Annotated in this window: 26 protein-coding genes and 1 tRNA gene; 11 read left to right on the top strand and 16 right to left on the bottom strand. The window is 66.5% G+C overall.

Translation table 11 applies throughout. The features are described from left to right. The first annotated feature begins 7 nt into the window (after positions 1–7). From lepB to ruvX, 4 genes are read left to right on the top strand one after another with little or no spacing between them, the layout of a single operon-like run. Complete coding sequence (gene lepB, locus A6F65_RS05390) at positions 8–955, top strand: signal peptidase I (RefSeq protein ID WP_083989595.1); 948 nt, start codon at positions 8–10, stop codon at positions 953–955. Next, on the top strand, positions 952–2,067 hold the full coding sequence (locus tag A6F65_RS05385; protein ID WP_067786618.1) for an AI-2E family transporter: 1,116 nt from the start codon (positions 952–954) through the stop codon (positions 2,065–2,067). The genes lepB and A6F65_RS05385 overlap by 4 nt, the downstream gene beginning before the upstream one ends. Then, positions 2,057–3,274 (top strand): DUF3089 domain-containing protein, encoded by a 1,218-nt coding sequence (locus tag A6F65_RS05380; protein WP_067786616.1) that lies wholly within the window; start codon positions 2,057–2,059, stop codon positions 3,272–3,274. Before A6F65_RS05385 ends, A6F65_RS05380 begins: the two co-directional genes overlap by 11 nt. Beyond that, positions 3,271–3,738 carry a Holliday junction resolvase RuvX gene (gene ruvX / locus A6F65_RS05375; protein ID WP_067786614.1) on the top strand — a complete coding sequence of 156 codons (468 nt, stop codon included), beginning with the start codon at positions 3,271–3,273 and terminating at the stop codon, positions 3,736–3,738. Before A6F65_RS05380 ends, ruvX begins: the two co-directional genes overlap by 4 nt. Here the strand turns inward: ruvX and A6F65_RS05370 are convergent. The 7 genes from A6F65_RS05370 to argH all read right to left on the bottom strand — a co-directional run bounded on the left by A6F65_RS05370 (position 3,735) and on the right by argH (position 9,514). Beyond that, the gene (locus A6F65_RS05370; RefSeq protein ID WP_067786612.1) at positions 3,735–4,631 is read right to left on the bottom strand and encodes a hypothetical protein; all 897 of its coding nucleotides are present in this window, start codon (positions 4,629–4,631) and stop codon (positions 3,735–3,737) included. The genes ruvX and A6F65_RS05370 overlap by 4 nt on opposite strands. After that, a complete protein-coding gene (locus tag A6F65_RS05365; RefSeq protein WP_067786610.1) occupies positions 4,619–5,572 on the bottom strand; it encodes a hypothetical protein in 954 nt (317 codons plus the stop codon). Before A6F65_RS05365 ends, A6F65_RS05370 begins: the two co-directional genes overlap by 13 nt. Positions 5,573–5,590: 18 nt before the next feature. After that, positions 5,591–5,740: a hypothetical protein gene (locus A6F65_RS12865; protein ID WP_157093068.1), complete on the bottom strand. Its 150-nt coding sequence runs from the start codon at positions 5,738–5,740 to the stop codon at positions 5,591–5,593. 113 nt (positions 5,741–5,853) lie between these two features. Further along, positions 5,854–6,648 carry a precorrin-2 dehydrogenase/sirohydrochlorin ferrochelatase family protein gene (locus tag A6F65_RS05360; protein ID WP_067786608.1) on the bottom strand — a complete coding sequence of 265 codons (795 nt, stop codon included), beginning with the start codon at positions 6,646–6,648 and terminating at the stop codon, positions 5,854–5,856. Continuing rightward, positions 6,636–7,898, bottom strand: a complete 1,263-nt coding sequence (gene lysA, locus A6F65_RS05355; protein ID WP_067786606.1) for a diaminopimelate decarboxylase — start codon at positions 7,896–7,898, stop codon at positions 6,636–6,638. The genes A6F65_RS05360 and lysA overlap by 13 nt, the downstream gene beginning before the upstream one ends. A 3-nt stretch (positions 7,899–7,901) precedes the next feature. After that, on the bottom strand, positions 7,902–8,141 hold the full coding sequence (locus tag A6F65_RS05350; RefSeq protein ID WP_067786604.1) for a hypothetical protein: 240 nt from the start codon (positions 8,139–8,141) through the stop codon (positions 7,902–7,904). After that, complete coding sequence (gene argH, locus A6F65_RS05345) at positions 8,141–9,514, bottom strand: argininosuccinate lyase (protein WP_067790126.1); 1,374 nt, start codon at positions 9,512–9,514, stop codon at positions 8,141–8,143. Before argH ends, A6F65_RS05350 begins: the two co-directional genes overlap by 1 nt. Positions 9,515–9,530: 16 nt before the next feature. Between argH and A6F65_RS05340 the strand changes: the two genes are divergently transcribed. Then, on the top strand, positions 9,531–10,121 hold the full coding sequence (locus tag A6F65_RS05340; protein WP_067786602.1) for a TlpA family protein disulfide reductase: 591 nt from the start codon (positions 9,531–9,533) through the stop codon (positions 10,119–10,121). Here the strand turns inward: A6F65_RS05340 and A6F65_RS05335 are convergent. Together A6F65_RS05335 and A6F65_RS05330 are read right to left on the bottom strand one after the other, a co-directional pair. Continuing rightward, positions 10,064–11,347 carry an FAD-dependent oxidoreductase gene (locus A6F65_RS05335; protein WP_067786600.1) on the bottom strand — a complete coding sequence of 428 codons (1,284 nt, stop codon included), beginning with the start codon at positions 11,345–11,347 and terminating at the stop codon, positions 10,064–10,066. The genes A6F65_RS05340 and A6F65_RS05335 overlap by 58 nt on opposite strands. A gap of 124 nt (positions 11,348–11,471) precedes the next feature. Then, positions 11,472–11,547, bottom strand: a tRNA-Val gene (locus A6F65_RS05330). 61 nt (positions 11,548–11,608) lie between these two features. Between A6F65_RS05330 and A6F65_RS05325 the strand changes: the two genes are divergently transcribed. Then, positions 11,609–12,598, top strand: coding sequence for an asparaginase (locus tag A6F65_RS05325; protein ID WP_067786598.1), 990 nt, complete (start codon positions 11,609–11,611; stop codon positions 12,596–12,598). 12 nt (positions 12,599–12,610) lie between these two features. Here the strand turns inward: A6F65_RS05325 and A6F65_RS05320 are convergent, their stop codons facing one another. After that, positions 12,611–13,555 (bottom strand): winged helix DNA-binding protein, encoded by a 945-nt coding sequence (locus A6F65_RS05320; protein ID WP_237164893.1) that lies wholly within the window; start codon positions 13,553–13,555, stop codon positions 12,611–12,613. A gap of 204 nt (positions 13,556–13,759) precedes the next feature. On the opposite strand from A6F65_RS05320, the gene A6F65_RS05315 reads away from it, so the two are divergent. Together A6F65_RS05315 and A6F65_RS05310 are read left to right on the top strand one after the other, a co-directional pair. After that, positions 13,760–14,344, top strand: a complete 585-nt coding sequence (locus A6F65_RS05315) for an RNA polymerase sigma factor (RefSeq protein ID WP_067786594.1) — start codon at positions 13,760–13,762, stop codon at positions 14,342–14,344. Further along, positions 14,328–14,702: a DUF6768 family protein gene (locus tag A6F65_RS05310; protein WP_067786591.1), complete on the top strand. Its 375-nt coding sequence runs from the start codon at positions 14,328–14,330 to the stop codon at positions 14,700–14,702. Before A6F65_RS05315 ends, A6F65_RS05310 begins: the two co-directional genes overlap by 17 nt. On the opposite strand, the gene A6F65_RS05305 is transcribed toward A6F65_RS05310, so the two are convergent. Beyond that, positions 14,699–15,988 (bottom strand): adenylosuccinate synthase, encoded by a 1,290-nt coding sequence (locus A6F65_RS05305; RefSeq protein ID WP_067786589.1) that lies wholly within the window; start codon positions 15,986–15,988, stop codon positions 14,699–14,701. The two genes, A6F65_RS05310 and A6F65_RS05305, sit on opposite strands and share 4 nt — an antisense overlap. 131 nt (positions 15,989–16,119) lie before the next feature. Here A6F65_RS05305 and A6F65_RS05300 point away from each other — a divergent pair, with 131 nt between their 5' ends. Together A6F65_RS05300 and A6F65_RS05295 are read left to right on the top strand one after the other, a co-directional pair. Beyond that, entirely contained in the window at positions 16,120–16,947 is an 828-nt protein-coding gene (locus tag A6F65_RS05300; RefSeq protein WP_067786587.1) for an aldo/keto reductase, read from the top strand. An 81-nt stretch (positions 16,948–17,028) separates the two neighbouring features. Then, the gene (locus tag A6F65_RS05295; RefSeq protein WP_067786585.1) at positions 17,029–17,901 is read left to right on the top strand and encodes an alpha/beta hydrolase; all 873 of its coding nucleotides are present in this window, start codon (positions 17,029–17,031) and stop codon (positions 17,899–17,901) included. Between the two features lie 16 nt (positions 17,902–17,917). On the opposite strand, the gene A6F65_RS05290 is transcribed toward A6F65_RS05295, so the two are convergent. The 4 genes from A6F65_RS05290 to A6F65_RS05275 form a co-directional block, all read right to left on the bottom strand. Then, positions 17,918–18,295 carry a response regulator gene (locus A6F65_RS05290; RefSeq protein WP_067786583.1) on the bottom strand — a complete coding sequence of 126 codons (378 nt, stop codon included), beginning with the start codon at positions 18,293–18,295 and terminating at the stop codon, positions 17,918–17,920. A gap of 78 nt (positions 18,296–18,373) precedes the next feature. Further along, positions 18,374–19,486, bottom strand: coding sequence for an ATP phosphoribosyltransferase regulatory subunit (locus A6F65_RS05285; protein WP_067786581.1), 1,113 nt, complete (start codon positions 19,484–19,486; stop codon positions 18,374–18,376). Between the two features lie 40 nt (positions 19,487–19,526). Beyond that, on the bottom strand, positions 19,527–21,110 hold the full coding sequence (serA, locus tag A6F65_RS05280; protein ID WP_067786579.1) for a phosphoglycerate dehydrogenase: 1,584 nt from the start codon (positions 21,108–21,110) through the stop codon (positions 19,527–19,529). Between the two features lie 98 nt (positions 21,111–21,208). Further along, positions 21,209–22,339, bottom strand: a complete 1,131-nt coding sequence (locus A6F65_RS05275; protein ID WP_067786577.1) for a phosphoserine transaminase — start codon at positions 22,337–22,339, stop codon at positions 21,209–21,211. 194 nt (positions 22,340–22,533) lie between these two features. On the opposite strand from A6F65_RS05275, the gene A6F65_RS05270 reads away from it, so the two are divergent. Beyond that, positions 22,534–23,202, top strand: coding sequence for an extensin family protein (locus A6F65_RS05270; RefSeq protein ID WP_067786575.1), 669 nt, complete (start codon positions 22,534–22,536; stop codon positions 23,200–23,202). Here the strand turns inward: A6F65_RS05270 and A6F65_RS05265 are convergent. Then, positions 23,199–23,936, bottom strand: coding sequence for a response regulator transcription factor (locus tag A6F65_RS05265; protein ID WP_083989254.1), 738 nt, complete (start codon positions 23,934–23,936; stop codon positions 23,199–23,201). The genes A6F65_RS05270 and A6F65_RS05265 overlap by 4 nt on opposite strands. Between the last annotated feature and the right edge of the window lie 98 nt (positions 23,937–24,034).

Raw genomic sequence — 24,034 nt, 5'->3', positions numbered from 1 at the left:
GCCCGCCATGGCCGACCAGAGCCAGCCAGAATCGCCGCAACCCGCACCGCCCGGATCGCTTGATGGCGCCCACGGCAATGGCACGCCTGCGCCGGAGGACGAGACGCAGCAGATCAACTGGTGGGTGGAGCTGCGCGGCCTGGCGCTGATGCTGCTCTGCGTATTGGCCTTCCACACCTTCGTGGCCAAGCCCTTCTATATCCCCAGCGCCAGCATGACGCCGACCCTGCTGGTGGGCGACCGGCTGGTGGTGAGCAAATATCCCTATGGCTGGAGCTGGGTCTCGGCCAGCTTCCACGTGCTGCCGCGCGCGGACTGGCGGCTGAGCGCGGCGACGCCCGAATATGGCGACATCGTGATCGCCGTTCCGCCGGACCGGAAGGAAGATTACATCAAGCGCGTGGTCGCCCTGCCGGGTGACCGTGTGGCGATGATCGACGGGCGGCTGATCCTGAACGGCAAGGCCGTGAAGCGCGAGCTGGAAGCACCGGCCCGCATCCCCGTGGACCACCATCTGTGCGATGGCTCTCCCTGCCTCGAGATGTTCGACGATTACCGCGTCACGCTGGAAGACGGCACCGAGGTATATGAACCGCCAACCTACCGCGAGACGCTGCCCAATGGCGCTAGCTACCGGATCATCGACCACCGCGACATTGCGCCGGACAATTTCGCGGAGCGGACCGTGCCCGAGGGCCATGTCTTCATGCTGGGCGACAACCGCGACCATTCCGCTGACAGCCGCGTGCCCGCAGGCGAGTTTTCCGGCGGCCTTGGCGGTCCGGTGGACCTGGCCGATGTGGGTGGACGCGCGGAAATCATCACCTTTTCGCTCGACGGCAGCACTGGCTGGAACCCGGCGACATGGTGGCCAAGCTTGCGCACGGGCCGCGCTTGGAGCAGCCTGCGCCCGCCGATCCTGAATCCGCAGCGGCAGGGGGAAACACCGCAATGACCGACAAGCCTGAAGCGCAGGAAAACCATGACCACGACGGCGAAGAGCCGCTGGGCGCCTCCCCCACTTACATCGAAAGCCCGAAACTGCGCTTCGAGGCGCAAAGGGCGCTGATCTGGGTGGCTGTGGTGGGGATCGCCATGCTGGCGGTATACATCTCGCAATCGCTGCTGGTGATCTTTGGTGCGCTGGTCTTCGCGGCCATGATCGATGGCGGCGCGCGGCTGCTGGAGCGCGTCCTGCCCGTGGGGCGCATGATCCGCATCATCATCGTCCTTGCGCTGACGACTGCCTTCTTCATCTGGCTCAGCCTGTTTGCAGGCTCGCAAATATCGCAGCAGGCGGCCGAATTTCCCAGTATCGTCAACAAGCAGCTGGGGGCGACCGTCGAGTGGCTGCAGGCACGCGGCTTTGCCATCAGCACCGACAATATCGAATCCATCGCCGGCCAGCTGGTCAGCGGTGTGGGCACGGTGACCAAGGCGATTGGCGGCATCTTTGGCGGGCTTGCCACGCTGTTCCTGATCATGATCATCGGCATCTACATCGCCGTGGAGCCGCGCCTGTACGAACGCGGCGTCGAATGGATGGTCCCCAAGAAGCACCGCAGCGACCTGCTGGTCACGCTGGACGAGATGGCCTTCACCATGCGCCGCCTGATGGCAGGGCGACTGGTCGGCATGCTGTTCGAGGGGATTTTCACCTGGGCCATGCTGGCCTGGTACGGCGTGCCGATGGCGGCCTTGCTGGGAATCCTGACCGGCCTGCTGGCCTTCATCCCCAATATCGGCGCGGTAATATCGGGCGTGCTGATGGTGTTGGTCGGCTTCTCCGGCGGCACGGACATGGGGCTCTACACCATCTTCGTCTATTTCCTGGTGCAGGTGTTCGACGGGTACGTCGTTATCCCGCTCATCGCCAAGAAGACGGTTGACCTCGCCCCCGCACTGGTGCTGGGCGCGCAGCTGATCTTCGGCATCCTGTTCGGCATCCTCGGCCTGTTCCTGGCCGATCCGCTGATGGCCATGCTGAAAGTTGCGCTGGAGCGCCGCAGCGAGACGGCCGAGGAAGACGCGAAAAGCAAAACAGAAGGTCAGCTAGTTGGCACGTAAGTTCCTTTATTTCGTCGCATTCTGCATCATCGCCGCGATAGCCGGCCTGTTTGCGCTGAACCTGTTCCAGGATGACCTGACGCGCATGGCCTTTGTGCCGGACGAGGAATTCGTGGAGCAGGCCGCGCTGGAGCCGAATGCTTATGAGGGCTTCGACCTGTGGTATGCTCGCCCCGGCAAGGCGGGCGACGATATCACGCGTTACCAGCCGCAATTCGAGGAGACCGGCGAGGGCGAGGGCGACCCCGCCTCATCTGCACAGGGCCGCGCTGCAATGGGCGAGGAACCTGATGCAGGCCCAGCCTCGGACGAACTGGCCGCACCGCGCTTCGCCGTGTTCTTCGTTCACCCCACCAGCTTCATCGACCGGGACAAATGGAACGCCCCGCTCGGCGACGAGGCGACGGAAAGCCGCTCGCGCCTGATCATCAAGGCCATGGCCAGCCCGTTCAACCGGGCGGCGGAAATCTGGGCCCCGAAATATCGGCAGGCCACGGCCGGCGCCTTCCTGACGGACGAGCCGGAAGCGCAGATGGCACTGGACTCCGCTTATCGCGACGTGGAGCAGGCCTTCGATATCTTCCTGGAACAAGCGGACCCTTCGCTGCCGATCGTGCTGGCAGGCCATAGCCAGGGTGGCTGGCACATCCTGCAACTGCTGCGAGAGAAAGTGGCCGGCACGCCGGTCGAGAGCCGCATTGCCATGGTCTATCCCATCGGCTGGCCGGTTTCGGTGACTTACGACTTGCCGGCCCTGCCCCTGCCCGCCTGCGACCGCCCCGACCAGCCCGCCTGCATTTTGACATGGTCCAGCTTCGCCGAACCGGCCGATGCCGGCATGATTATGAAACGCTATTCCGCGACGCCCGGCTTCACCGGCGAGCCGCGCGGGGACAGCCCGATCCTGTGCGTCAATCCGATAACCGGCATTCGCGGCAGCGCAGCCAGCGCGGAAGAGAACCTTGGCACGCTGGTCCCGAACGAGAGCCTGACCGATGGCGCCCTCGTCCGCGCAGCCGTGCCTGCCCGCTGCGATGAGGACGGCCTCCTGCTGATCGGCGATCCGCCGGACCTTGGCCCCGGCGTGCTGCCGGGCAACAATTACCACGTCTATGACATCATGCTGTTCTGGCGGAACCTGCAGGTGGATGTGGAGCGCCGCCTGCGCGCGCGTGAAGGCAGTGCGGGCACCGCGGCGGGCGCATGATTGCAGAGATCGCGCATGAGTTTTCCGGCGCGCTGCCCGATGGCGGCGTGCTGCTGGGCCTGGACCTGGGCACCAAGACCATTGGCGTGGCGCTGTGCGATGCAGGCTGGCGCTTCGCCACGGCTGACAAGACATTGGAACGCGGCAAGTTCACCCGCGACTGCGCGAAACTGCGCGACCTGTGCGCGGCGCGCAGCGTGAAGGGCATCGTGATTGGCCTGCCCCGCAACATGGATGGCAGCGAAGGCCCCCGCGCCCAGAGCGCCCGCGCCTATGCCCGCAACCTCGATGCGCTGGGCCTGCCGATCCTGCTGTGGGACGAGCGCCTCTCCACCGCCAGCGCAGAGCGCGACCTGATCGCCCAGGACTTCAGCCGCGCCAAACGCGCCGAACGCATCGACAGCCATGCCGCCGCCGTGATCCTGCAAGGCGCGATCGATGCGATGGCAGGCGGGGTGATCTAGGCGGCAGCCATGGCTCGCCGCCGCCGGGTCGCCTCAAGAGCAATCAGCCGGCTGCCGGAGCCTTCGGCCCTGCGCCACAAATCGTCGCGCGCCTCTACATCCAGCATACCCTCCTGCGCCTCGAGCGCGGTCAGGCGCATCCTGTCGGACGGATGGCCCTTCGCGAAACTCTCCGCCAGTTCCAGCGCGTCGTCCCCGCCCAGGCCCACGGCGATGCGGATGAAGGCCTCCGACGCGCTGCGGCCCAGAACATTGGCGATCCGGTCCTGCTCCACGTCGAAGGCATATTGGTCCAGCCAGCCCTGCGCGCCGCCCGAGTGCATCACGTTGATGCTGACCGAGAGGCTATCCGGCGGCAGCTGCGCGTGGACGTCGCGGTGGGCGCGGTAATGCATCAGCTTGCCGGTTTCGAGGCGGGATCGTTCCACGAAACGCAGTCCTGCCGCCTCACCTATGGCGCCCGCCACCGCGCCGTAATCGTACTCATAGTAATCGGACCAATAGCCGGGGCCGAAATAGCCCACGGTCAGGAAATCGAAATCGTGATCGTGCGGCAGGCCGTAGACGAAGCTGGAGCCGCCGCTGGCGCGGTAGCTCGCCTCGTTTTCGCTCGGCCAGATATTGGCGCGCAGGAAGAAATCCCCGCCCGGCGGTGAGAGCATGATCACTTGCGGGCTGTAATTGCCGCCCTCGTCGCCGTTCCTTTCGCCCATCAGCTCGGCCAGCATCCGCTGGGCCAGGAAGTCGCGATTGTTGCCCAGGCGCTTCAGCCAGCGCGCGGCGTGCTGCAGGCTTTCCTCTTCACGCGGGTCGAAGCCGTGTTCGGCCAGCGCCGCAATACAATCGCCGAGTTCGCAGCTGGCGGTGTCGTGATGTTCGATTACGCGGGGCATTCCTGCGCCTCCTTCGCGGCGATCAGCGGATGGCGGGCGAGCAGCGCCGTGCGCAGGCTGTCGGCATGCTTGGCTAGTGAATCGCCGGTCCGGCGTGAGAGACTAGTCAGGGCGGCAAATCCGGTACCGCTATCCAACGCCAGCAGTTCGCGCAGCGCCTGCCAGCGAAGCTCTGCCGGGCCATCCCCAAGCGCCTGCTGCGCCATGACCGGTGCGGCGTCCGCGCGCTCCATCCGGCCCAGCAGCGCCAGCATCATTTCCTTGCGCGAGACCAACTTGCTGCCCTGCGCGCGGTGGAGCACCTCGCCGCTGGCAATATCGACCAGCGTGGTCGGGCGCGGCGCCTCGGCATCGCGCTCCAGCCGCAAGCTGATCATGCGGCGCGTTACGTCCTGCAGGACCAGCGCCTGCGCGTGGCAATCCAGTGCAAGCGACGTCCCGGTACACAGAGATGCCTCCCGCGTCGCAAGCTCGGCGCCGCGCCGCGATACGAGGCGCGCCGTGGCCTCGCCAGACAGCACCAGGTCGTGCCGCTCCCGGTCTGGAAAACTTGCGTGCGCTGCGGCCTCTCCGCCAGCCTCCCGAGCGACAAGGAACAGCCGCGCACGGCCCGATGCGGCGAGCTGGATGACCGCGCTGCCTTCGCTGCAACTGTGGCGCAGCGGAACCTGTGCCAGCGGCTGGTCGCGAAGCGCGCGGACCAATTGCGTGGTGAATCCGCCTGCCAGCGCGGCGGCGTGGCCATGATCGGTCAACACCCGCGCAAGGGCAGGGCCATCCGCAAGCGGGCGGCCCTCCCCATACGCCTTCAGGTCGGCGAGGACCGGCCGCACGGCTTCGCGCATCCGCCATTCGTCCAGCGCGGCCATTATCCGTGCCTGCGCCCGATGCTGGACCTGGCGGTCACGTTTCATGGCGGCAATCTGCGGAGCGATGTGCATGGCCGGTCCTCCTTCGCCTCAGCCGCTCGGCGGCATGATTTCGAACAGGAAGGCGGCGAGCACGACGATGGTGTCGTCATGGCCCGGTGCTTCGATCATGGATCCGAACATGCCCAGCATGTCGGGCAGGTCCGGCAGGCTGGATAGATCGATCTTCGGAAGGTTCATGGCGTTTCTCCTTGGTTGCGGCGCGACCCGTTGCCACGCACGCCAAGGAGAATGCGGATCGCCCGCAAGTCATTGAAATTACAAGATTGTTAGCAAATGGAACAGCTTGAAAATCAAGCCGAACCTTTTCTCAGCACCACCACCAGCGCCGCATCGGCGGGCGGATCGGCCGGCAATTCGCGGCGCCGCGCGTCGGCCCGGGCCCGGTCCAGCACCGCTGGCGCGATGGCAGGATCGTGCAGCACCATGTCCGCACTCCCCAGCAACCTCGCCTGCCGGAAAGTCAGGTCCTCCGGATCGTCGCTGGTAATCGTGAACTCGATCACACCGGCGGAGGCGGCATCGGGCGTGCCATCCAGCCAGTCACCCACACGGTCTGGCGCTGCCGGGTCCAGTGGATCAAGCACGCCGCCCACGCCGAGTGCGCGGTCAAGCGCCTGCCGCCGCTCGCCCGTATTGGGAAACAGTGCGCGCAGCCGCGTGCGTGACGCATGCAGCGCATTCGCCAGCCGCCCCAGCCCGGAAGGCAGGAGTGCTTCAAGCCGCAGGCGCAGCTGCTTCGCCAGACCGGCCGACGCGCCCGATGTGCCGATCGCCACCAGCACGGGATCGCGGTCCAGGATGGAAGGGGTGGTGAAGTCGCACAGCTCCGGCCGATCGACGACATTCACCAGCAGTCCGGCACAGCGCAGGCGGATGGCCGCAGCCTCGCAATCGCCGGGATCCTCCAGCGCGACGAAGGCCAGCCTTGCGCCCCGGTCTATGCCGTCCTGCGCATTGGTGATGACATCGCCGCCGGCCCGCTCCACCAGGCGCCGCTTGGGCTCCGCTTCCGCCCCGTCGCCCAGCACGATGACCGGCTGCCCGGCGATCCGGTGGAACAGGGGTAGGCTGGCTATTCCAGCCATTCGGGAACGCGCTCTGCGTCGCTTATGGTTTCCGGCGCAATGCGGTCGGCCACCACGGCCCACTGGCTGCCGTCCACCATGACCTCGGCCACGAAACCGCGCGAGTTGTAACTGCTGGCCATCGTCGCCCCGTAAGCTCCCGCGGTGCGGAACACGGCCAGCTCGCCCGATTGCAGTGCGTCGCATTCGCGGTCGCGCGCGAAGGTATCGCCCGTCTCGCAGATCGGCCCGACGATATTGGCCGTCATGCGTTCGCCGGAGGGTTCGACCGCCTCGAAATCATGCCATGCGCCGTAAAGCGCCGGGCGCGCGAGGTCGTTCATGGCCGCGTCCACGATCACGAAGGGCGGGCCGTTGCCGCCACGCTTCACGCGCACGACGCGGGTCAGCAAGACGCCAGCATTGCCGGCAATGACCCGGCCTGGCTCGAAGGTCAGGTGCACGCCCCAACCCTTCGTCACGCGGGCCACCATGGCGCCGTATTCCGCCGGGCTCGGCGGGTTCTCGCCCGCCTTGTAAGGCACGCCCAGCCCGCCGCCGAGATCGACATGGGTGACGTTGTGGCCAGCCTCGCGCAGGTTCGCCACCAGCGCGCCGACCTTCTCGAAAGCCGCTTCCAGTGGGGAAAGGTCCAGCAGCTGGCTGCCGATATGCACCGCCACGCCTCGCAGGTTCAGCCCTTCCAGCCCGGCGAGCTCGGCAAAGGCCTCCCGCGCATGGACCAGCGGGATGCCGAACTTGTTCTCCGCGCGCCCGGTGGAAATTTTCTCATGCGTCCCGGCGTCCACATCGGGATTGATCCGCAGGGTCGCCTGCGCCTCCACGCCCATCTCCGCCGCCAGCTCCGCCAGCTCGCGGCCTTCCTCTCGCGACTCGATGTTGAACTGGCCGATCCGCTTTTCCAGCCCGAGCAGCAGCTCGGCGCGCGTCTTGCCCACGCCGGAGAAAACGATATCGGCAGGCGCCATGCCCGCCGCCAGCGCGCGCATCAGTTCTCCGCCGGAAACCACATCCGCCCCGTACCCCTCGCGCTGCATCACTTTCAGTACGGCCAGGTTCGGATTGCTCTTCACGGCAAAGGCCAGGTGGACATCGCCCAGCGGCGCCAGCGCATCGCGGAACACGCGCGCGTGCCGCTCCAGCGTGGCGCGCGAATAGACGTAAACGGGCGTGCCCACCTCCTGCGCGATCACCGGCAGCGGGACATCCTCGGCATGCATGACGCCGCCGCGAAGTGCGAAATGATCCATGGGTCAGCCTTCCGGCGGCAGGTCGAAGGGATCGTCCTCCCGCTCGCCGGAGCGGGCTTCCGGCTCCACGCTGCGGGCCGGGACGGCCATCTGGTCAGGCGTCAGCAGCTCGTCCGCATCAAGCGCCTCCTCGCGCCCGTACGGGACCTTGGGCGGCGGGTAATCCTCCGGCCGCTCCAGCCCCTTCTGGTTTCCGCACGCGGCCAGCGCCAGCAGCATCATCGGCAGGACAAGTGTCCGCATCAGTCCATCCCCAATTCGCGGCGAGCCTCGGCCACGCGCGCCTTCACCTGCTGCGGCGCAGTGCCGCCATAGCTTGCCCGCGCGGCGACCGAAGCCTCCACGGACAGGGCCTCGAACACGCGCTCGTCTATCCGTGCGTCGATGTCCTGCAAATCCGCAAGCGGCAGAGCATCCAGCGCGCAGCCGCGCTCCTCCGCCAGCTTCACGGCCGCGCCGGTGATGTGGTGCGCCTCGCGAAATGGCACATCGGCAGCGGTCACCAACCAGTCGGCCAGGTCGGTCGCCGTGGCATAGCCCAGCTCTGCCGCCTCACGCATGCGGTCGGTGCGGAAGGTGGCGTCCGCGACCATGCCCGTCATCGCGGCGATACACAGGTCGAGCAGGCCTGCCGCCTCGAACACGGGCGGTTTGTCGTCCTGCATGTCCTTGGAATAGGCGAGCGGCAGGCCCTTCATCGTCACCATCAGCGCGGTGGTGCAGCCGATGATGCGCCCGGCATGGCCGCGCACCAGTTCCGCCGCATCGGGGTTCTTCTTCTGCGGCATGATGGAGCTGCCGGTGCTGAGGCTGTCGGGCATGCGCACGAAGCCGAAGGGCTGGCTGGCCCAGATGATCATCTCCTCCGCCAGGCGGCTGAGGTGGATGGCGCACTGGCTGGCGGCCTGCAGGTAATCGAGCGCGAAGTCCCTGTCGCTGACGGCATCCAGGCTGTTGCGCGTCGGTTCTCGAAAGCCCAGCGCCTGCGCTGTCATCTTGCGGTCGATGGAGAAGCCCGTGCCCGCCAGGGCAGCGCTGCCAAGCGGACATTCGTCCAGCCGCTCGGCGGCGGCGCAGAACCGCGCCCGGTCGCGCCGTACCATCTCGTAATAAGCCATCAGATGGTGGCCCAGCGTCACCGGCTGCGCAGTCTGCAAATGGGTAAAGCCGGGCATGATGGCATCGGCATGCTCGCCCGCCCGCGTCACCAGCGCGCGCTGCAGGGCCTCCAGCCCGGCATCGGCGCGGGCCAGCGCCTCACGCACCCAAAGCCGGAAGTCCGTCGCCACCTGGTCATTGCGGCTGCGCGCCGTGTGCAGGCGGCCGGCCACTGGGCCGATCAGCTCGGCAAGGCGGCTTTCGGTTGTCATGTGGATGTCCTCGAGGTCCCAGTCCTCGGGCACGCCGTCCTTCTCATACTCTGCTGCGACGCGGTCCAGCCCCTCGGCGATTGCCACCGCATCCTCAGCGCTGACGATGCCGCAAGCGCCCAGCATGGCCACATGCGCCTTGGACGCGGCGATATCCTGCCGCCACAATGCCTTGTCGAACGGGATGGAGGCATTTATCTCGCGCATGATCGCGCCCGGCCCTTCGGCAAAGCGCCCGCCCCACATCTGGTTGGAGCCTTCCATGTCCCGCTTTTCCTCGCTCACAACGGCCCTGGCCCTCGCACTGTGTCTGGGGGCCTGCGATAGTGATGGCACCGATGGCGCGCAACCGCAGGAAAACTCCGCTGCGGACAAGCAGGGCGAGGATGCTGCCATGTTGAACGGCACGCTGACGCGCGATTTTGCGGGCGACCCGATCCCGGACGTGACCGTCACCGCGCCCGACGGGACCACGCTGGCCCTGCGCGAGACGGCTGGCCAGCCCGTCCTGCTGAACCTCTGGGCGACCTGGTGCGCGCCCTGCGTCCACGAAATGCCGCTGCTGGACGAACTGGCGGGCGAGCTGGACGGGCAGGTGCGCGTCCTAACCGTGAGCGAGGACATGAAAGGCGCAGAAGCGGTCGAGCCCTTCTTTGCCGAGCGAAACCTCCCCAACCTTCCCATGTGGATGGACGAGCGCAACGACCTTGCTTTCGCCTTCGGCGGCGGGGCCAGCCTGCCGCTCACCGTGCTGTATGACGCGCAAGGCCGCGAAGTCTGGCGCGTAATGGGCGGCTACGACTGGGCGAGCGAGGATGCCCGCGCTCTGGTACTTGAGGATGCGGGCGCCTGAACGGCCTTTCGGAGCGCCGCGAAATCCGGAGCCTGCAGGCCCAGCTTCCCTAGCGGCGCACCCGCAAGCCCGCCCATCAGGCGAGCCTGTATGGCAGGCCCCGGCGGCACGCGGGACAGCGGCGCGAAGAGAAAATCGCGCAGGACCGCGGGAGCGGCGCGGGCTGACTGATACAGCGGCGTGAAAAAAGCCGTGACGGCCTGGTAAAGCTTCACGTGTCGCTGGCGCAGCTGCACGAATTGGCCGAGCGCAGCGGATAGATTCGGCCCCTCGCCGATTGCCTTTGACAGCGCCCACGCGTCCAGCAGCGCCATGTTTGCCCCCTGCCCGAGCTGCGGGCTGGCCGAGTGCCAAGCATCGCCGATATGCACCAGCCGCCCGTCGACTGGACGCGGAACGCAGCGATGGGCGTAACGGGCAAAGACCATCTGTTCGGAGTCGGTAATCTGCTCGAGCAGACCCTCACACTGCGGCCACAGGGCGCGCACTTCTTCCTTCCAGCCTTCCAACCCGGCATCCCGCCATGCCGCATGCCGATCGGCCTGCAGTGACCAGAAGAAGGCGAGTTGCCGCCGATTCGTGCCGAATGTTTGCCCGGTTGGCAGGACGCCGACCATCTCGCTCGCCATGCGATAGCGCTGTTCCAGCAGCGCGGGATCAAACGGGCCGTCCTCCGGCCAGTCCAGCGTCGTCCACAGCGCGCCGAAGGGAAGCTCCTGCCCGCATTCGGGCGCGAGCGTTGACCGCGTGCCGCTGGCGTCGATAATCAGGTCGAAAGCTGCACTTTGCGTACCGTCGTCGAAGTTGAGGCGCGCGGTCTTGCCATCATGGTCCGACCCGTTAATGCAGCGGCCAACCTCAATCTCAACGCCCGTGTTCTGCGCGGCGCTCCACAAGATGCCGAACAGGCTGGCGCGGTGGATGCCGAGGCCGAAGGCATGTTCGACCGACAGGTCGGCATAGCGGGCGTCCAGCACCTTTTCGCCCTGCGCGTTGAGGCCGTAGAGGCGCGAGACCGGCGCGCCATGCGCGACAGCCTGCTCCGCGAGCCTGAGCGCGGCAAGGACCGACAGGCCGGTCGGCTGAATCATCAAGCCGGAGCCGATGGGTCGCGGCGTCTCGAAGCGCTCGAACAGAACCGTGCGATGGCCCTGGCGGGTCAGCGCCAGCGCGGCGGCGAGCCCGGCAATACCGCATCCGGCGATGGCGATGTTCAGATTTCTCATCCCGGCCATGCATAACGCGCCGGGCGTGATCGCATGAAGCGCGGCCGTGTAGCTTGTCCACGGCGATATCGCTCGGGAGTTTCGGAGCAAGACCATCCCCCGGATGATCTTGTCTGACCGAAACTGGTGGGCGGTAACGGGTTCGAACCGCTGACCCTCTCGGTGTAAACGAGATGCTCTACCAGCTGAGCTAACCGCCCCTGCAGCGCGCTATTAGATGCAGGATGGCGCACGTCAACCCACCGCGCTAAGCGGGGCGGCATGGCACAGGGCACCATCCGCATCTTGGCAACCGGCGGCACCATCGCCGGACGGGGGCAATCTGCCACCGGTCGCGCTTATCGATCCGGGCAGATCGGAATCGAACAATTGCTGGCAGAGGCGCGCGCTGCGGGCGTGACCGGGCCGATCGAGGCGCGGCAGGTCGCCAGCCTGGGGTCGCAGGACATCGGCCCACGCGAATGGGCCGCGCTGCATGCCGAATGCCTGGCGGCAATGGCCGATGCGGATGTGCGCGGTGTGGTCATCACGCATGGCACGGACACGGCGGAGGAGACCGCATTCCTGCTGGATCTCACCCTTCCGACCACGAAGCCGGTGGTGCTCGCAGGCGCGATGCGGCCCGCCGATGCGCTGGGCAGCGACGGGATGCGCAACCTCGCCAATGCCCTCGCCATCGCCTGCGACGCCAAGGCGGCCGGGCGCGGCGTGCTGCTGGCCATGGGCGACCACGTCTTCGCCGCGCGCGACGTGCGCAAGGCCCGCACGCAGGGCACGGGCGCCTTTGCCGGTTTCCCGCGCGGGCCGGTGGGCCATGCCAGCCCGTCAGGCGTCGATTGGTTTGGGCCCGCAGGACGTACGGGTGAGGATGCACGCTTCGCCTTCCCAGAAGCCATGCCGCGCGTGGACGTGATCCACGCCCATGCAGGGATGGATGCAGGCATCGTGGACGCCGTGCTGCAAGGTGGGGCGCAGGGTTTGGTGCTGGCAGGCATGGGACAGGGCAACGCCCCCGGGCCGGTGCTGCAGGCGCTGGCGGGGGCAGCGGCGCGCGGCATGCCGGTGCTGCGTGCCAGCCGGGTGGATGAAGGCCTGGTGGAGCGGAATGTGGAAGTGGATGACGATGCGCTCGGCCTCGTCGCCGCACGCGATCTCGGCCCGGCCAAGGCGCGCATACTGCTTTGCGTGCTGATAGAGTCTGGCGTGACGCAGGCGGGCGAAATCCAGTCCGTGATCGACGGGCTGAAGTAAGCGCCTGCCGCCTCAGACCATCTGCGCGGCGGCCTTGCCCAGTTCCGCGAAATAGCGTGACATCGCATCGACCGACTTCTCCGTCAGAGTGATGAAGGCGCGGCGGCGATCGGTCTCATCCTCCACCCGTTCAAGCAGTCCGGCATCGGTCATCTGGCTGATCCAGCGCAGCGCCGTGGTGGGCGGGACGCCGCTGGCGATGCACAGGCTGGTGACGGACACGCGCGTATGCTCGACGCGCGCAGCCGTCAGGTCCAGCAGCATGTCCCAAGCCGGATCGGCGAACAGGTCCCCATCGAAAAACCGTGCGCGCAATTGGCGCTGGCGGATGATGCGGCGCACCAGACGCGGATCGGGCAGCGCCGGACGGGTTGCGCGAACCAGCCGGTCCCCTTCCTGTCCCTTGCCCTCCTCTTCCGGCCCGGAGTATTTCGGGGCCGGGCTTTCGAACCGGAACGCGCCGGACTCGCCGCTGCGCGCCTCCCGATCACCCAGCTTTTCCAGCCTTTCCGCAATCTGCCCGACCTGTTCCGTCAGGCGAAGCAGCGACAGGCGATCCTCGTCCGAAAGCTCCCGCAGCCGCAAATTGGGCACGCGGGCCAGCACGCGGCCCAGCGCAATCACGCGCTCCGCCCGCGTCGGATTGACCAGGATCTGCGGGTTCGACGTGTCGCAGCAGCCGAAGACATCCTCCAGCCCGTCCACGCTGGTCGAAATCACGAGATGCGCGCCGGACCGCGCCACTCGCTCGTCTAGCCGGGACAGGGCGGCCAGCGCCGCGCCGGAGACCTGCGGGCAATCGAGCAGCACCACTTCGCCCAGCGGGCGCGGATCGCCTTCCAGCAGCCCCGCCACCCCGCCGCACTCGCGCACGGAAAGGCCGGCCGCCGTCACATCCTCGCGGATTTGGCTGCGCACAGCATCCCGGTCCGCATAAACCGAGACGGCGAGAGTCATTCCCGCGGAATCGTTCGCGGGAGCATATGCAAAGTCAGCCTGGCTCATCTGATCTCCCCTGACCCATTTTGCGAGTCGACACGCGAACAAGATGAGAACAAAAGGCGGTCAGGTCAAGAATGTTCCGTTTCGACGGGGCCTCAACGAAGAGAAAACTGTAACGGCAGTTGAACCTTTTGCCGGTCACGGGCGACTATCCACACGATGGGAAAGCCAATCCGCCATGAAGAGACACGGCAGGCGTACGACGCCCTGCTGGTAGTGCTTGCACAGTCCGGCGATGGGCGCGCGGCGGAGCGGTTGGCCATTCGCTGGCACCCCCGGCTGCTTCGCACGGCACGCCGTTTGATCGGCGCGGACCTGGCGCAGGACGTAGCGCAGGACAGCTGGGTCGCAATCATGCGTGGCCTTGGCCGGCTTCGCGACCAGGACCGCTTTGCCCCGTGGGCCTTTGGCATTCTGCAACGACGGTGTGCCGATGCCGTGCGCACGGCCGGACGTGCCCGCGCCCGCAGTGCCGAAATGCCCGAAGACGTACCTGCCGACCAGCGCGACGAGCTGCGAAAGCTGGACCTGGCACGCGCGATGGAAAGCCTGCCGCGCGAACAGGCCCTGGCCGCCCACCTGCATTACATTGAAGGCCTTACCATCAGCGAGATCGCCGCAGTTCAGGACGTCCCGCCCGGTACGGCCAAGTCCCGCCTGTTTCATGCCCGCCGCGCCCTGAAACTGGCGCTGTTGCCAACGCAAGCCGATTCAAAGGAGAAGACCAATGTCCAAGACAGATGAAAATATTGCAGCAGCACTGGATGCCGACGACCGCGCTTTCCTGCGCAGCCTCGACGATCGAAGGGGCCTGTTCAGCCAGATGGGTGATGCCATGGCCGGCCCGCTGGGCGGATGGGCCAAGTTCATGTTCGCTATCATGTTCGTGCTGGGTGCAGGCCTGATCTATTCCATCTGGCAGCTTGTCACCGTGGCGGACACGGATGCGCGGATCCTGTGGGCCGTCGCCACGCTGGGCCTGCTGACGGCGCAAGGCTTCGCAAAGGAATGGTTCTTCAATCGCATGAACCTGCTGGCCATGCTGCGCGAGATGAAGCGCCTCCAGCTTCAGGTCGCCATGCTGGCGGAGGAGCGGGCTTAATCCGCGAAGGGATCGCGCACCAGGATGGTGTCGTCACGCTCCGGCGAGGTGGAAACGCTCGCCACGGGGCAGTCGATCAGCTCCTCGATCCGGCGGATATACTTGATCGCCTGCGCGGGAAGGTCGGCCCAGCTGCGTGCGCCGGCCGTGCTGCCTTCCCAGCCGTCCATCTCCTCGTAAACCGGCTCCAGCCGCGCTTGCTCGATGGCGCTGGATGGCAGGTAATCGATGTCTTCACCGTCGAGGCGGTAGCCGGTGCAGATCTTGATCGTCTCGAACCCGTCCAGCACGTCCACCTTGGTCAGCGCAATGCCGGTGACGCCGGAAATGGCGCAGGTCTGGCGCACCAGCGCGGCATCGAACCAGCCGCAGCGGCGCTTGCGCGCGGTGACCGTGCCGAATTCGTGGCCGCGCTCACCCAGCCGCTGGCCCACCTCGTCCTCCAGCTCGGTCGGGAAGGGGCCGCTGCCCACGCGGGTGGTGTAAGCCTTCACGATGCCGAGCACGAAGCCTGCCGCATTAGGCCCCAGCCCGCTGCCGCTGGCGACCGTGCCGCTGACCGTGTTGGAGCTGGTGACGAAGGGATAGGTGCCGTGGTCCACGTCCAGCAGCACGCCCTGCGCGCCTTCGAACAGGATCTTCGCGCCGGATTTCTTCTGCTCCACCAGCCGCTTCCACACCGGCTGCGCGAAACGGTTCACGAAGGGGGCAATCTCACGCAGCTTGGCCAGCAGAGCGGCGCGGTCGACGCCTGCCTCGCCGAAACCGGCGCGCAATGCATCGTGGTGGGCGCACAGGCGGTCGAGCTGCGGCTCCAGTTCGTCAAGGTGAGCAAGGTCGCACACACGGATGGCGCGGCGGCCGACCTTGTCCTCATAAGCCGGGCCGATCCCGCGCCCCGTCGTGCCGATCTTGCCCTTGCCGGCGGCAGCTTCGCGCATCACGTCCAGCTCTGAATGGATCGGCAGGATCAGCGGGCAATTGTCCGCGATGCCGAAATTGTCCGGCGTGATGGACACGCCCTGGCCTTCCAGCCGCTCCATTTCAGACTGCAGCGCCCACGGGTCCAGCACCACGCCATTGCCGATCAGGCTGAGCGTGCCGGTGACGATACCGCTGGGCAGCAGGCTGAGCTTGTAAGTCGTGCCGTCCACAACCAGCGTGTGGCCGGCATTGTGCCCGCCCTGGAAGCGCACGACCACGTCCGCCCGCGCGGCCAGCCAGTCCACGATCTTGCCCTTGCCCTCATCGCCCCACTGGGCACCGATCACCGTGACATTGGCCATATTCGTCGATTTCCTTGCAAGGCACCGGGATAGGCGGCGCGGTGCGTGCGTTAGTGGGGGGAAGGCGCGCTTGTCCATAGCCGAAGGGCTGCAAGCGCGCGACGAAAACGACGTACAGGGAAAGACGAGATATGAGTGACCATTCGAAGGACCAGCCAACGCTTACGCTGAATGACGGGCGGTCGATGCCGCAACTGGGCTACGGAACCTTCGAAATCCCGGACGAAGACGCCCCCGGCCTGGTCGGCACGGCGCTGGGCGTGGGATACTGGCTGGTGGACACGGCTGCGCTTTACGAAAACGAGCGCGGCGTCGGGAAGGGCATCGGCGAGTGGTCGGACATCTTCCTGACCACCAAGATCTGGAATGACGACCAGGGTTTCGACGAGGCGAAGCGGGCCTTCAGCCAGAGCCTGGAGCGGCTGGACCGCGCTTATGTCGACCTGCTGCTGATCCACTGGCCCTGCCCGGACAAGGGCAAGTTCGTGGATACGTGGAAGGCGCTGATTGCCCTGCGCGAGGAAGACACGGCCAAGAGCATCGGCGTCAGCAATTTCCGCATCACCGACCTCGAGAAGCTGGAAGCCGAAACCGGCGTGCGGCCCGCAGTGAACCAGATCGAACTGCATCCCTATTTCCAGCAGGCGGAGCTGCGCGCGGTACATGACGAGATGGGCATCGCCACGCAGTGCTGGAGCCCGCTGGGACAGGGCGATGCGCTGGACGATCCCGTGATCAAGGACATCGCCTCCGCCCACGGCGTCCAGCCGGCAGCGGTCATCCTGGCGTGGCAGATCCAGCTGGGCTGCGCGACCATCCCCAAATCGAGCAGCCGCGAGCATATGGAAGGCAATTTCAAGGCGCTGGATGTGTCGTTGACCGAGGAGGACATGGCGCGCATTGCGGAGCTGGACCGCGCCGATGGCCGGATCGGGCCCGATCCGGCGGAGCTCTGCTGAGGCGATACAAAAGCGTACAAGGCGCGACTGGCGCGCAGGGCGGCCCTTTGCCATCATGCTGGCATCGAGCCGGAGGAAGCCATGTTTCGCCCCATTCTGATCGCCGTCTTCACGCTATCGCTGCTGTGTGCCCTGCTGGTCTCGCCTGCTGGCGCGCGGCCGGAAGGTGTGCGCACCATCGCCTATGGCACGCATGAATTGCAGCAATTCGACCTGCACGCGGCGGACGACGCCGAGAGCAGTGCCGCGGTCCCGGCGGTGATCTTCGTGCATGGCGGCGGGTGGCAGCGCGGTGACAAGGCTGCGGCCAGCCACAGGGCGAAAGCCGCGCATGTCACCTCGCTGGGTTACGCCTTCATTTCGGTGAATTACCGGCTGCTCCCGGAAAGCGATGCCGAGGCGCAGGCGCAGGACGTGGCTGCAGCAATTGCCTATGTCATGGAAAATGCCGCGGCACTGGGCGTGGATGCAAGCCGCATTGTGCTGTCCGGCCACAGCGCGGGCGCGCATCTGGCGGGCCTGGTCGCCACGGACGAAAGCCTGCTTGCTCAACACGGCCATTCCCCGGCGTCGCTGGCGGGCGTGATCCTGCTGGACGGCGCGGCTTACGATGTCGAAGCGCAGATCGCGCAGGCTGACGGCAGGCGGGCAGATATGTACCACGCAGCCTTCGGCACGCAGCCGGACCGCTGGAGGGAACTGTCCCCCACCGCGCATGTCGGCGGGAAGGATGCCCCGGTATTCCTGCTGCTGCATGTCGAGCGTGCCGGCGCGGCGGCCCAGGCGAAGGCGCTGGGCGCGATGCTGGCAGCTGAGGGGCGAGATGCAGAAGTGGTGGGTGTCGCCGGACGCGGCCTGCGCGGTCACCGGGACATCAGCGCGCGTCTTGGCGAGGCGGATTATCCGGCAACGCCGATCGTTACGAACTGGCTCGCGCGCATCTTCACTGTCTGAGGGCTTCCCGCATGGCTTACGCCGCCTGCGGCAGGGCGTTCTCGATGGCTTTCAGGAATGGCTCGATAGGCACAGGCTTGGCCAGGATGGCCGATGCGCCGGCGTCGCGCACCTCGCGCTCTTCCTCGCGGCCGACATAGCCGGTGACTGCCAGCACGGGCACGCGTGCAAGCGTGGGGCGCTGCTTCAGCTTGCGGATCAGGTCGATGCCGGAAATGTGCGGCATCTGGATATCCATCACCACAAGGTCCGGCCCGAACACCGCGGCGACGTCGATCGCCGTGCGTTCGTCAGCCACCTGTTCGACCACGAAGCCATGCTCTTCCAGCACGGCGCAGAAGAAGATGCGGTTATAGAGATCGTCCTCGACGACGAGGATGCGCTGGTGTTCCATCGGCTAACGGCGGCGACCCCGCCCTGCTTTGTGCGCCCATCCCCCCGGATACGCGCCCTGGCCCCCAGGTGATTTCCCCTAATACGCTACCGGCTGCCCATCGCGCAAGACATGCGTGCAGCCCAGCGCCCGGCCCTCATCGGCGGCATCCAGCGCCGCGACGGTGCGCCAGCCCTGCCCGCGCAGCTCCTGAGCGCGCGCGGCATCGTGACCGGGCGGCAGGAACAGCGCATCGCGCGCAGGCTCGTCTGCCTTCACCGCTTCCACGAAGTCTTCGGGATAAAGCGAGAAACCGGTCGCAGCCTCGTCCGTCCCGCCAATGCGGTAGGTGCCGCCGCGTCCCAACGCGCCGCGAAGCCCGTCGACATAGATCGTGAAGCCGAACCATGTCTGGTATTCGAAGCCGTGCCGTTCGGACGGGTCCAGCGTGACGCGGGCGCGGTCGCCAAGCTGCGCGGCGATCATGCGCAATCCGTCCATCCGGCTGTCCAGAACGCCGCCTGCATCGACCTCGTCCAGCCGGCGCAGTGCGTCTTCCAGCGGCCCGGCGGCGTAGAGCAACGGCAAATACGCTTCCCCGCCAGCCTTGCGCAGCCCGGCGGCATCCTTGGCATCGAGGTTGCGGCGCACTTCCTCCACCTGAGAGGGATCGAGCGGAAGTTCCGCTTTTGCCAGCGTATCGACGAGGTCCGGCAGGGTGAAGTCGACCGAGATCCCGGTTGCCCCGACCGCTTCCAGCGAGGCGATGGCCAGCTGGACAATCTCTGCTGCGGCAGCCGCAGTGTCTGTCCCGACAAGCTCCGCACCCACCTGCAGGCTCTCGCGCCGGGGATCGAGCTGGTCGCCCTTGATGCGCGCCACCTGCCCGGCATAGCACAGCCGCAGCGGGCGCGGCGCATCGGCCAGGCCGGTTGCGGCGATCCGCCCGATCTGCACTGTCATGTCCGAACGCAGGGCCAGCGTGCGCAGGCTGGCGGGATCGGTGAAGCGGAACTGGCCGCGCGTCGCCTCCCCCGCCATGCGCTGCGCCTGCCCGGCCTCGAACTCCACCAGCGGGGGGCGGACCCGGTCATAGCCGGTGCTGTCCAGCACATGCAGGATCGACGCCTCTATCCGTGCAGCAGCGCGGGCGCTTTGCGGCAGCCGGTCTTCCAGCCCTTCGGGCAGCAGGTCGTCGATATTCTGGGTCATGGCTTGCCCGTTACGGTTTCGCGCGCGTCTTGCAAAGCATTCAGAAGCTCAATGGCTTGACGACCTTGACGCCCTGGAGCGCGCAGGCCTTCTTCACCACGTCGGCCGGGATCGCCTGGTCCACGCTCAGCAGCAGCACCGCCTCGCCGCCGGACGTACGGCGGCCAAGATGGAAGGTGCCGATGTTGATGCCATTATCGCCCAGCAGGCTGCCGATCCGGCCGATGAAGCCGGGCGCGTCCTCGTTCACGATATACAGCATGTGGCCTTCTAGCTCCGCCTCGATGCGCACGCCGAAGATTTCGACCAGGCGCGGGGCCTCGGCTCCAAACAGCGTGCCCGCGACGGACCGATCGCCGTCTTCAGTGCCCACGGTCACGCGCAGCAGGGTGTTGTAAACGCCTTCCTTCTCATGCCGGATGGAGCGGATATCGAGCCCGCGCTCCTTGGCGAGGTACGGCGCGTTGACCATGTTTACCGTGTCCGAATACTGGCGCATCAGGCCCGCGAGCACTGCACCCTCGATCGGCTTGCCGGACAGGCCAGCGGCCGCGCCCTCGCGCTCGATGGAGATGCGCGTCAGATTGCCATGCGCCAGCTGGCCCACCAGGCTGCCGAGGTTCTCGGCAAGGCCCATATAGGGGCGCAGCTTGGGCGCTTCCTCGGCGGAGAGGCTGGGCATGTTTAGCGCATTGGTGACGCCGCCATTGACCAGGTAATCGGCCATCTGCTCGGCCACCTGCAGCGCAACATTGACCTGCGCTTCGGTGGTGGAGGCGCCAAGGTGCGGCGTGCAGATGAAATTGGGCAGGCCGAACAGCGGGCTTTCCTTGGCCGGTTCGGTCTGGAACACGTCCAGCGCCGCGCCCGCCACATGGCCGCTTTCCAGCTTCTCAGCTAGCGCCGCCTCGTCGATCAGGCCGCCACGCGCGCAATTGACGATGCGCACGCCTTGCTTCGTCTTGGCGAGGTTTTCCGCGGAGAGGATATTGCGCGTCTCGTCCGTCAGCGGGGTATGCAGCGTGATGAAATCTGCGCGCGCCAGCAGAGTGTCGAGGTCCACCTTCTCCACGCCGATTTCCACCGCGCGCTCTTCGGTCAGGAACGGGTCGAACGCGATGACTTTCATCTTCAGGCCCAGCGCGCGGCTGGCGACGATGCTGCCGATATTGCCCGCGCCGATCAGGCCCAGCGTCTTGCCGGTCACCTCGATGCCCATGAAGTCCTTCTTGGGCCACTCGCCCTTCTGGGTGCGGGCATCGGCCTGCGGGATCTGGCGGGCGAGCGCCATCATCATGGCAATCGCATGTTCGGCGGTGGTGATCGAATTGCCGAACGGCGTGTTCATCACCACCACGCCCTTGCCGCTGGCATAGGGGATATCGACATTGTCGACGCCGATACCGGCGCGGCCGATGACTTTCAGATTGGTGGCGGCATCGAGGATTTCCTGCGTCACCGTGGTGGAGGACCGGATGGCGAGGCCATCATATTCACCGATGCGGGCTTTCAATTCTTCCGGCGTTTCGCCGGTAATCACATCGACATCGCAGCCGCGCTCTTCGAAGATGCGGGCGGCGTTCGGGTCCATCTTGTCGGAGATGAGGACTTTAGGTTTGGTCATGGTTGTAATCCTGGTGTGAGTCCCTGCGAAGGCAGGGATCTCTTGCAATTCATGGAGCGTGAGATGGCCTGAGACCCCGGCCTGCGCCGGGGATCACATCAAGCCTTCAGCGAGTGGAAAGCCCAATCGAACCAGGGGCCAAGCGCTTCGATATCGGCCGTATCGACGGTCGCGCCGCACCAGATGCGCAGGCCCGGCGGGGCGTCGCGGTATCCGGCGATATCGTAAGCGGCATCTTGCTGCTCCAGCAGGCCGGCGAACTTCTTGATGAAGTCCGTATCCGCGCCCTCCACCGTCAGGCAGACGCTGGTGTTGGAGCGGATGGCCGGATCGGCGCACAGGTGGCCGAGCCATTCGCGGTCCTGCACCAGCCTGTCGAGCGCCGCCGCATTGGCATCGGCCCGCGCTTTCATGGCGGAAAGGCCGCCCAGAGACTTGCCCCATTCCAGCGCGAAGATCGCATCTTCGACTGCCAGCATGCTGGGTGTGTTGATCGTCTCGCCGCGGAAGATGCCTTCGATCAGCTTGCCGCCCTTAGTCAGGCGGAAGACCTTGGGCAGCGGCCATGCGGGGGTGTAGCTTTCCAGGCGTTCCACCGCGCGCGGGCCCAGGATCAGCACGCCGTGCGCACCCTCCCCGCCCAGCACTTTCTGCCAGCTGAAGGTCAGCACATCGACCTTGTCCCAGGCGATGTCCTGCGCGAACACCGCGCTGGTGGCATCGGCAATGGCCAAGCCTTCGCGGTCGGCCGCGATCCAGTCGCCATTCGGGACTTTCACGCCGGATGTCGTGCCGTTCCAGGTGAAGACGACATCGCTCGACCAGTCGACCTGGCTAAGGTCCGGCAGCTCGCCGTAAGGCGCCTCAATCACGGTGGGATCGATCTTCAGCTGCTTTACCGCGTCGGTGACCCAGCCGGAACCGAAGCTTTCCCACGCCAGCGTGGTCACCGGGCGCGCGCCCAGCATGGTCCACATGGCCATTTCCACGGCGCCGGTATCGGAGCCGGGCACGATGCCGATCAGATGCGTGTCAGGCACTTCCAGCACGTCGCGGATCAGATCGATGCAGTACGCCAGGCGCGCCTTGCCGATCTTGGACCGGTGCGAGCGGCCGAGGCATTCGGTTTGCAATTTATCAGGGGTCCAGCCCGGCGGCTTCGCGCAGGGTCCGGATGAGAAATGCGGGCGCGCAGGCTTGCTCGCCGGCAGCGCAATTTGGTCAGTCATGTATTCTCTCCTTGCAGAGAGCACGCGCGGCGTTGGGACCGCGTGGCCCATCAGCGGCACTAATGCTGCACTGCAACGAGTCAAGCGAAGAGCGGCCAGAAGTGTTCCGTTCTTGCCCGGCTATCGTCAGGAAATCGAATGCACCCGCAGGCCGATTAGGCTGGTGTTAAGCACGAAGGTGGCAGATCGGGCGGATGCCGCGCCGCGCTATCCCTTTCCCGGCCCTGCTGGCCCTGCCCTTGCTGCTGGCGGGCTGTTCGATGCTGCCGGGCGACAGGCAGGCCCCGTCCGCCGATGTCCCGCAGGCGGGCACGCTGGCTGCGCGGCAATGCCTTTCCGCACTGTCCGACACCGGCACGCGCTTCGAGGTCCTGCCGGACCGCGAATATGGCGGCGGGTGCAGCACCGTGAATTCCGTCAGCCTGGACAGGCTGCCCGGCGATTTCTCACCTATCGCGGTCAGCAGCCTTGGCCCGGTCGTGTGCGAAGAGGCGACAGCCTTTGCCAAATGGGCACGCTTCGGTGTGGACCGCGCGGCACGCCAGCACCTTGGCACGGGCGTCGCCCGGATCGAGACGATGGGAAGCTATTCCTGCCGCAATGTCGCAGGCACCGGACGCCGCAGCGCCCATGCCACCGCGCAAGCCATCGACGTGTCAGGCTTCGTGCTTGCAGATGGCAGGCGCATATCTGTCGCAGGCGATTGGGACAGCGGAACCGCAGCGGAGCGCGCATTCCTGCGCACCGTGCATCGCAGCGCCTGCAAGCGTTTCGGGACCGTACTCGGCCCGGATTACAACGCCGCGCACCGCGATCACTTCCATGTCGAGAAGATCGGCGGCGGGCGTACCTTCTGCCGCTAGGCCTGGGGGAACTGGCGGATGACGCCGTTTTCCCGCACGACAGCACGATCCGGTCGGGGATGGCTGCCGGTCACTGGCGGTGCCGCGATATAGCGTGACGGGCGTTCTGTGGGCGTGACATCGTTCGATGCCGGGAAGTTGGCCTGCAGGTAAATGCGCACCGCTTCGGCCGCATGCCCCGCGCCCAGCTTCATCATCATGTTGGCGCGGTGGATCTCCACCGTGCGCGGACTGATGCCCAGCTCGCGGGCGATGCCCTTGTTGGAATTGCCGTCTGCCAGCAGGTCCAGCACTTCGCGTTCGCGCCCGCTCAGTTTCTCGATGCGCTGGCGGGCCTCGACCTCGCTGCGACGCGCGGCGACCTGCTCTGCGGCTTCGGATTCGACCATCGCCAGCGAGGCTTTCAGGCCTTCGCGGCTAAGCGGCAGCGTCAGGTAATCGAGCGCGCCCGCCTTGACCGCCGAAACCACCCGGCCCGGCGCTGCATCGCGCGCCATTGCCACCACCGGCAGCCATGTGCCGCAGGCGGAAAGCTTGTCCATCGTGCGCGCCATCGCCCCGCCGGTGATCCGGTCCCGCACCAGGATGATGCCATCGCGCGGTGCTGCCTCCAGCAGCTCATCCATGTCCGAATAGACTTCCGCGTGATGCCCTGCGGCAAATGCGGTGCGCGAATGCTCTGCCCGCGCCCTGCTGTCACTGTCGACGATGTGTAGCCGTGTTCGCTGTTCCATGCGGCTGAGACTGGACGAACCGGGCCTTTGCACAATCCGCCTCGGCCTCGGATTTGCATCTATAAACGGCCAGTTGGTGTCTTTTTCGCAGTGTTTCG

Origin of the sequence: Paraurantiacibacter namhicola (genome assembly GCF_001687545.1) — a bacterium.
Lineage (GTDB): Bacteria > Pseudomonadota > Alphaproteobacteria > Sphingomonadales > Sphingomonadaceae > Paraurantiacibacter > Paraurantiacibacter namhicola.
The sequence above is the reverse complement of the archived record's forward strand: the minus strand, read 5'-3'. Positions and strand labels throughout refer to the sequence as shown.

Coding starts and splice junctions, on each gene's coding strand:
- lepB (WP_083989595.1), top strand. CDS start 8: ATGGCCGACCAGAGCCAGCCAGAATCGCCGCAACCCGCACCGCCCGGA.
- A6F65_RS05385 (WP_067786618.1), top strand. CDS start 952: ATGACCGACAAGCCTGAAGCGCAGGAAAACCATGACCACGACGGCGAA.
- ruvX (WP_067786614.1), top strand. CDS start 3,271: ATGATTGCAGAGATCGCGCATGAGTTTTCCGGCGCGCTGCCCGATGGC.
- A6F65_RS05370 (WP_067786612.1), bottom strand. CDS start 4,631: ATGCCCCGCGTAATCGAACATCACGACACCGCCAGCTGCGAACTCGGC.
- A6F65_RS05365 (WP_067786610.1), bottom strand. CDS start 5,572: ATGCACATCGCTCCGCAGATTGCCGCCATGAAACGTGACCGCCAGGTC.
- A6F65_RS12865 (WP_157093068.1), bottom strand. CDS start 5,740: ATGAACCTTCCGAAGATCGATCTATCCAGCCTGCCGGACCTGCCCGAC.
- A6F65_RS05360 (WP_067786608.1), bottom strand. CDS start 6,648: ATGGCTGGAATAGCCAGCCTACCCCTGTTCCACCGGATCGCCGGGCAG.
- lysA (WP_067786606.1), bottom strand. CDS start 7,898: ATGGATCATTTCGCACTTCGCGGCGGCGTCATGCATGCCGAGGATGTC.
- A6F65_RS05350 (WP_067786604.1), bottom strand. CDS start 8,141: ATGCGGACACTTGTCCTGCCGATGATGCTGCTGGCGCTGGCCGCGTGC.
- argH (WP_067790126.1), bottom strand. CDS start 9,514: ATGTGGGGCGGGCGCTTTGCCGAAGGGCCGGGCGCGATCATGCGCGAG.
- A6F65_RS05340 (WP_067786602.1), top strand. CDS start 9,531: ATGTCCCGCTTTTCCTCGCTCACAACGGCCCTGGCCCTCGCACTGTGT.
- A6F65_RS05335 (WP_067786600.1), bottom strand. CDS start 11,347: ATGAGAAATCTGAACATCGCCATCGCCGGATGCGGTATTGCCGGGCTC.
- A6F65_RS05325 (WP_067786598.1), top strand. CDS start 11,609: ATGGCACAGGGCACCATCCGCATCTTGGCAACCGGCGGCACCATCGCC.
- A6F65_RS05320 (WP_237164893.1), bottom strand. CDS start 13,555: ATGACTCTCGCCGTCTCGGTTTATGCGGACCGGGATGCTGTGCGCAGC.
- A6F65_RS05315 (WP_067786594.1), top strand. CDS start 13,760: ATGGGAAAGCCAATCCGCCATGAAGAGACACGGCAGGCGTACGACGCC.
- A6F65_RS05310 (WP_067786591.1), top strand. CDS start 14,328: ATGTCCAAGACAGATGAAAATATTGCAGCAGCACTGGATGCCGACGAC.
- A6F65_RS05305 (WP_067786589.1), bottom strand. CDS start 15,988: ATGGCCAATGTCACGGTGATCGGTGCCCAGTGGGGCGATGAGGGCAAG.
- A6F65_RS05300 (WP_067786587.1), top strand. CDS start 16,120: ATGAGTGACCATTCGAAGGACCAGCCAACGCTTACGCTGAATGACGGG.
- A6F65_RS05295 (WP_067786585.1), top strand. CDS start 17,029: ATGTTTCGCCCCATTCTGATCGCCGTCTTCACGCTATCGCTGCTGTGT.
- A6F65_RS05290 (WP_067786583.1), bottom strand. CDS start 18,295: ATGGAACACCAGCGCATCCTCGTCGTCGAGGACGATCTCTATAACCGC.
- A6F65_RS05285 (WP_067786581.1), bottom strand. CDS start 19,486: ATGACCCAGAATATCGACGACCTGCTGCCCGAAGGGCTGGAAGACCGG.
- serA (WP_067786579.1), bottom strand. CDS start 21,110: ATGACCAAACCTAAAGTCCTCATCTCCGACAAGATGGACCCGAACGCC.
- A6F65_RS05275 (WP_067786577.1), bottom strand. CDS start 22,339: ATGACTGACCAAATTGCGCTGCCGGCGAGCAAGCCTGCGCGCCCGCAT.
- A6F65_RS05270 (WP_067786575.1), top strand. CDS start 22,534: ATGCCGCGCCGCGCTATCCCTTTCCCGGCCCTGCTGGCCCTGCCCTTG.
- A6F65_RS05265 (WP_083989254.1), bottom strand. CDS start 23,936: ATGGAACAGCGAACACGGCTACACATCGTCGACAGTGACAGCAGGGCG.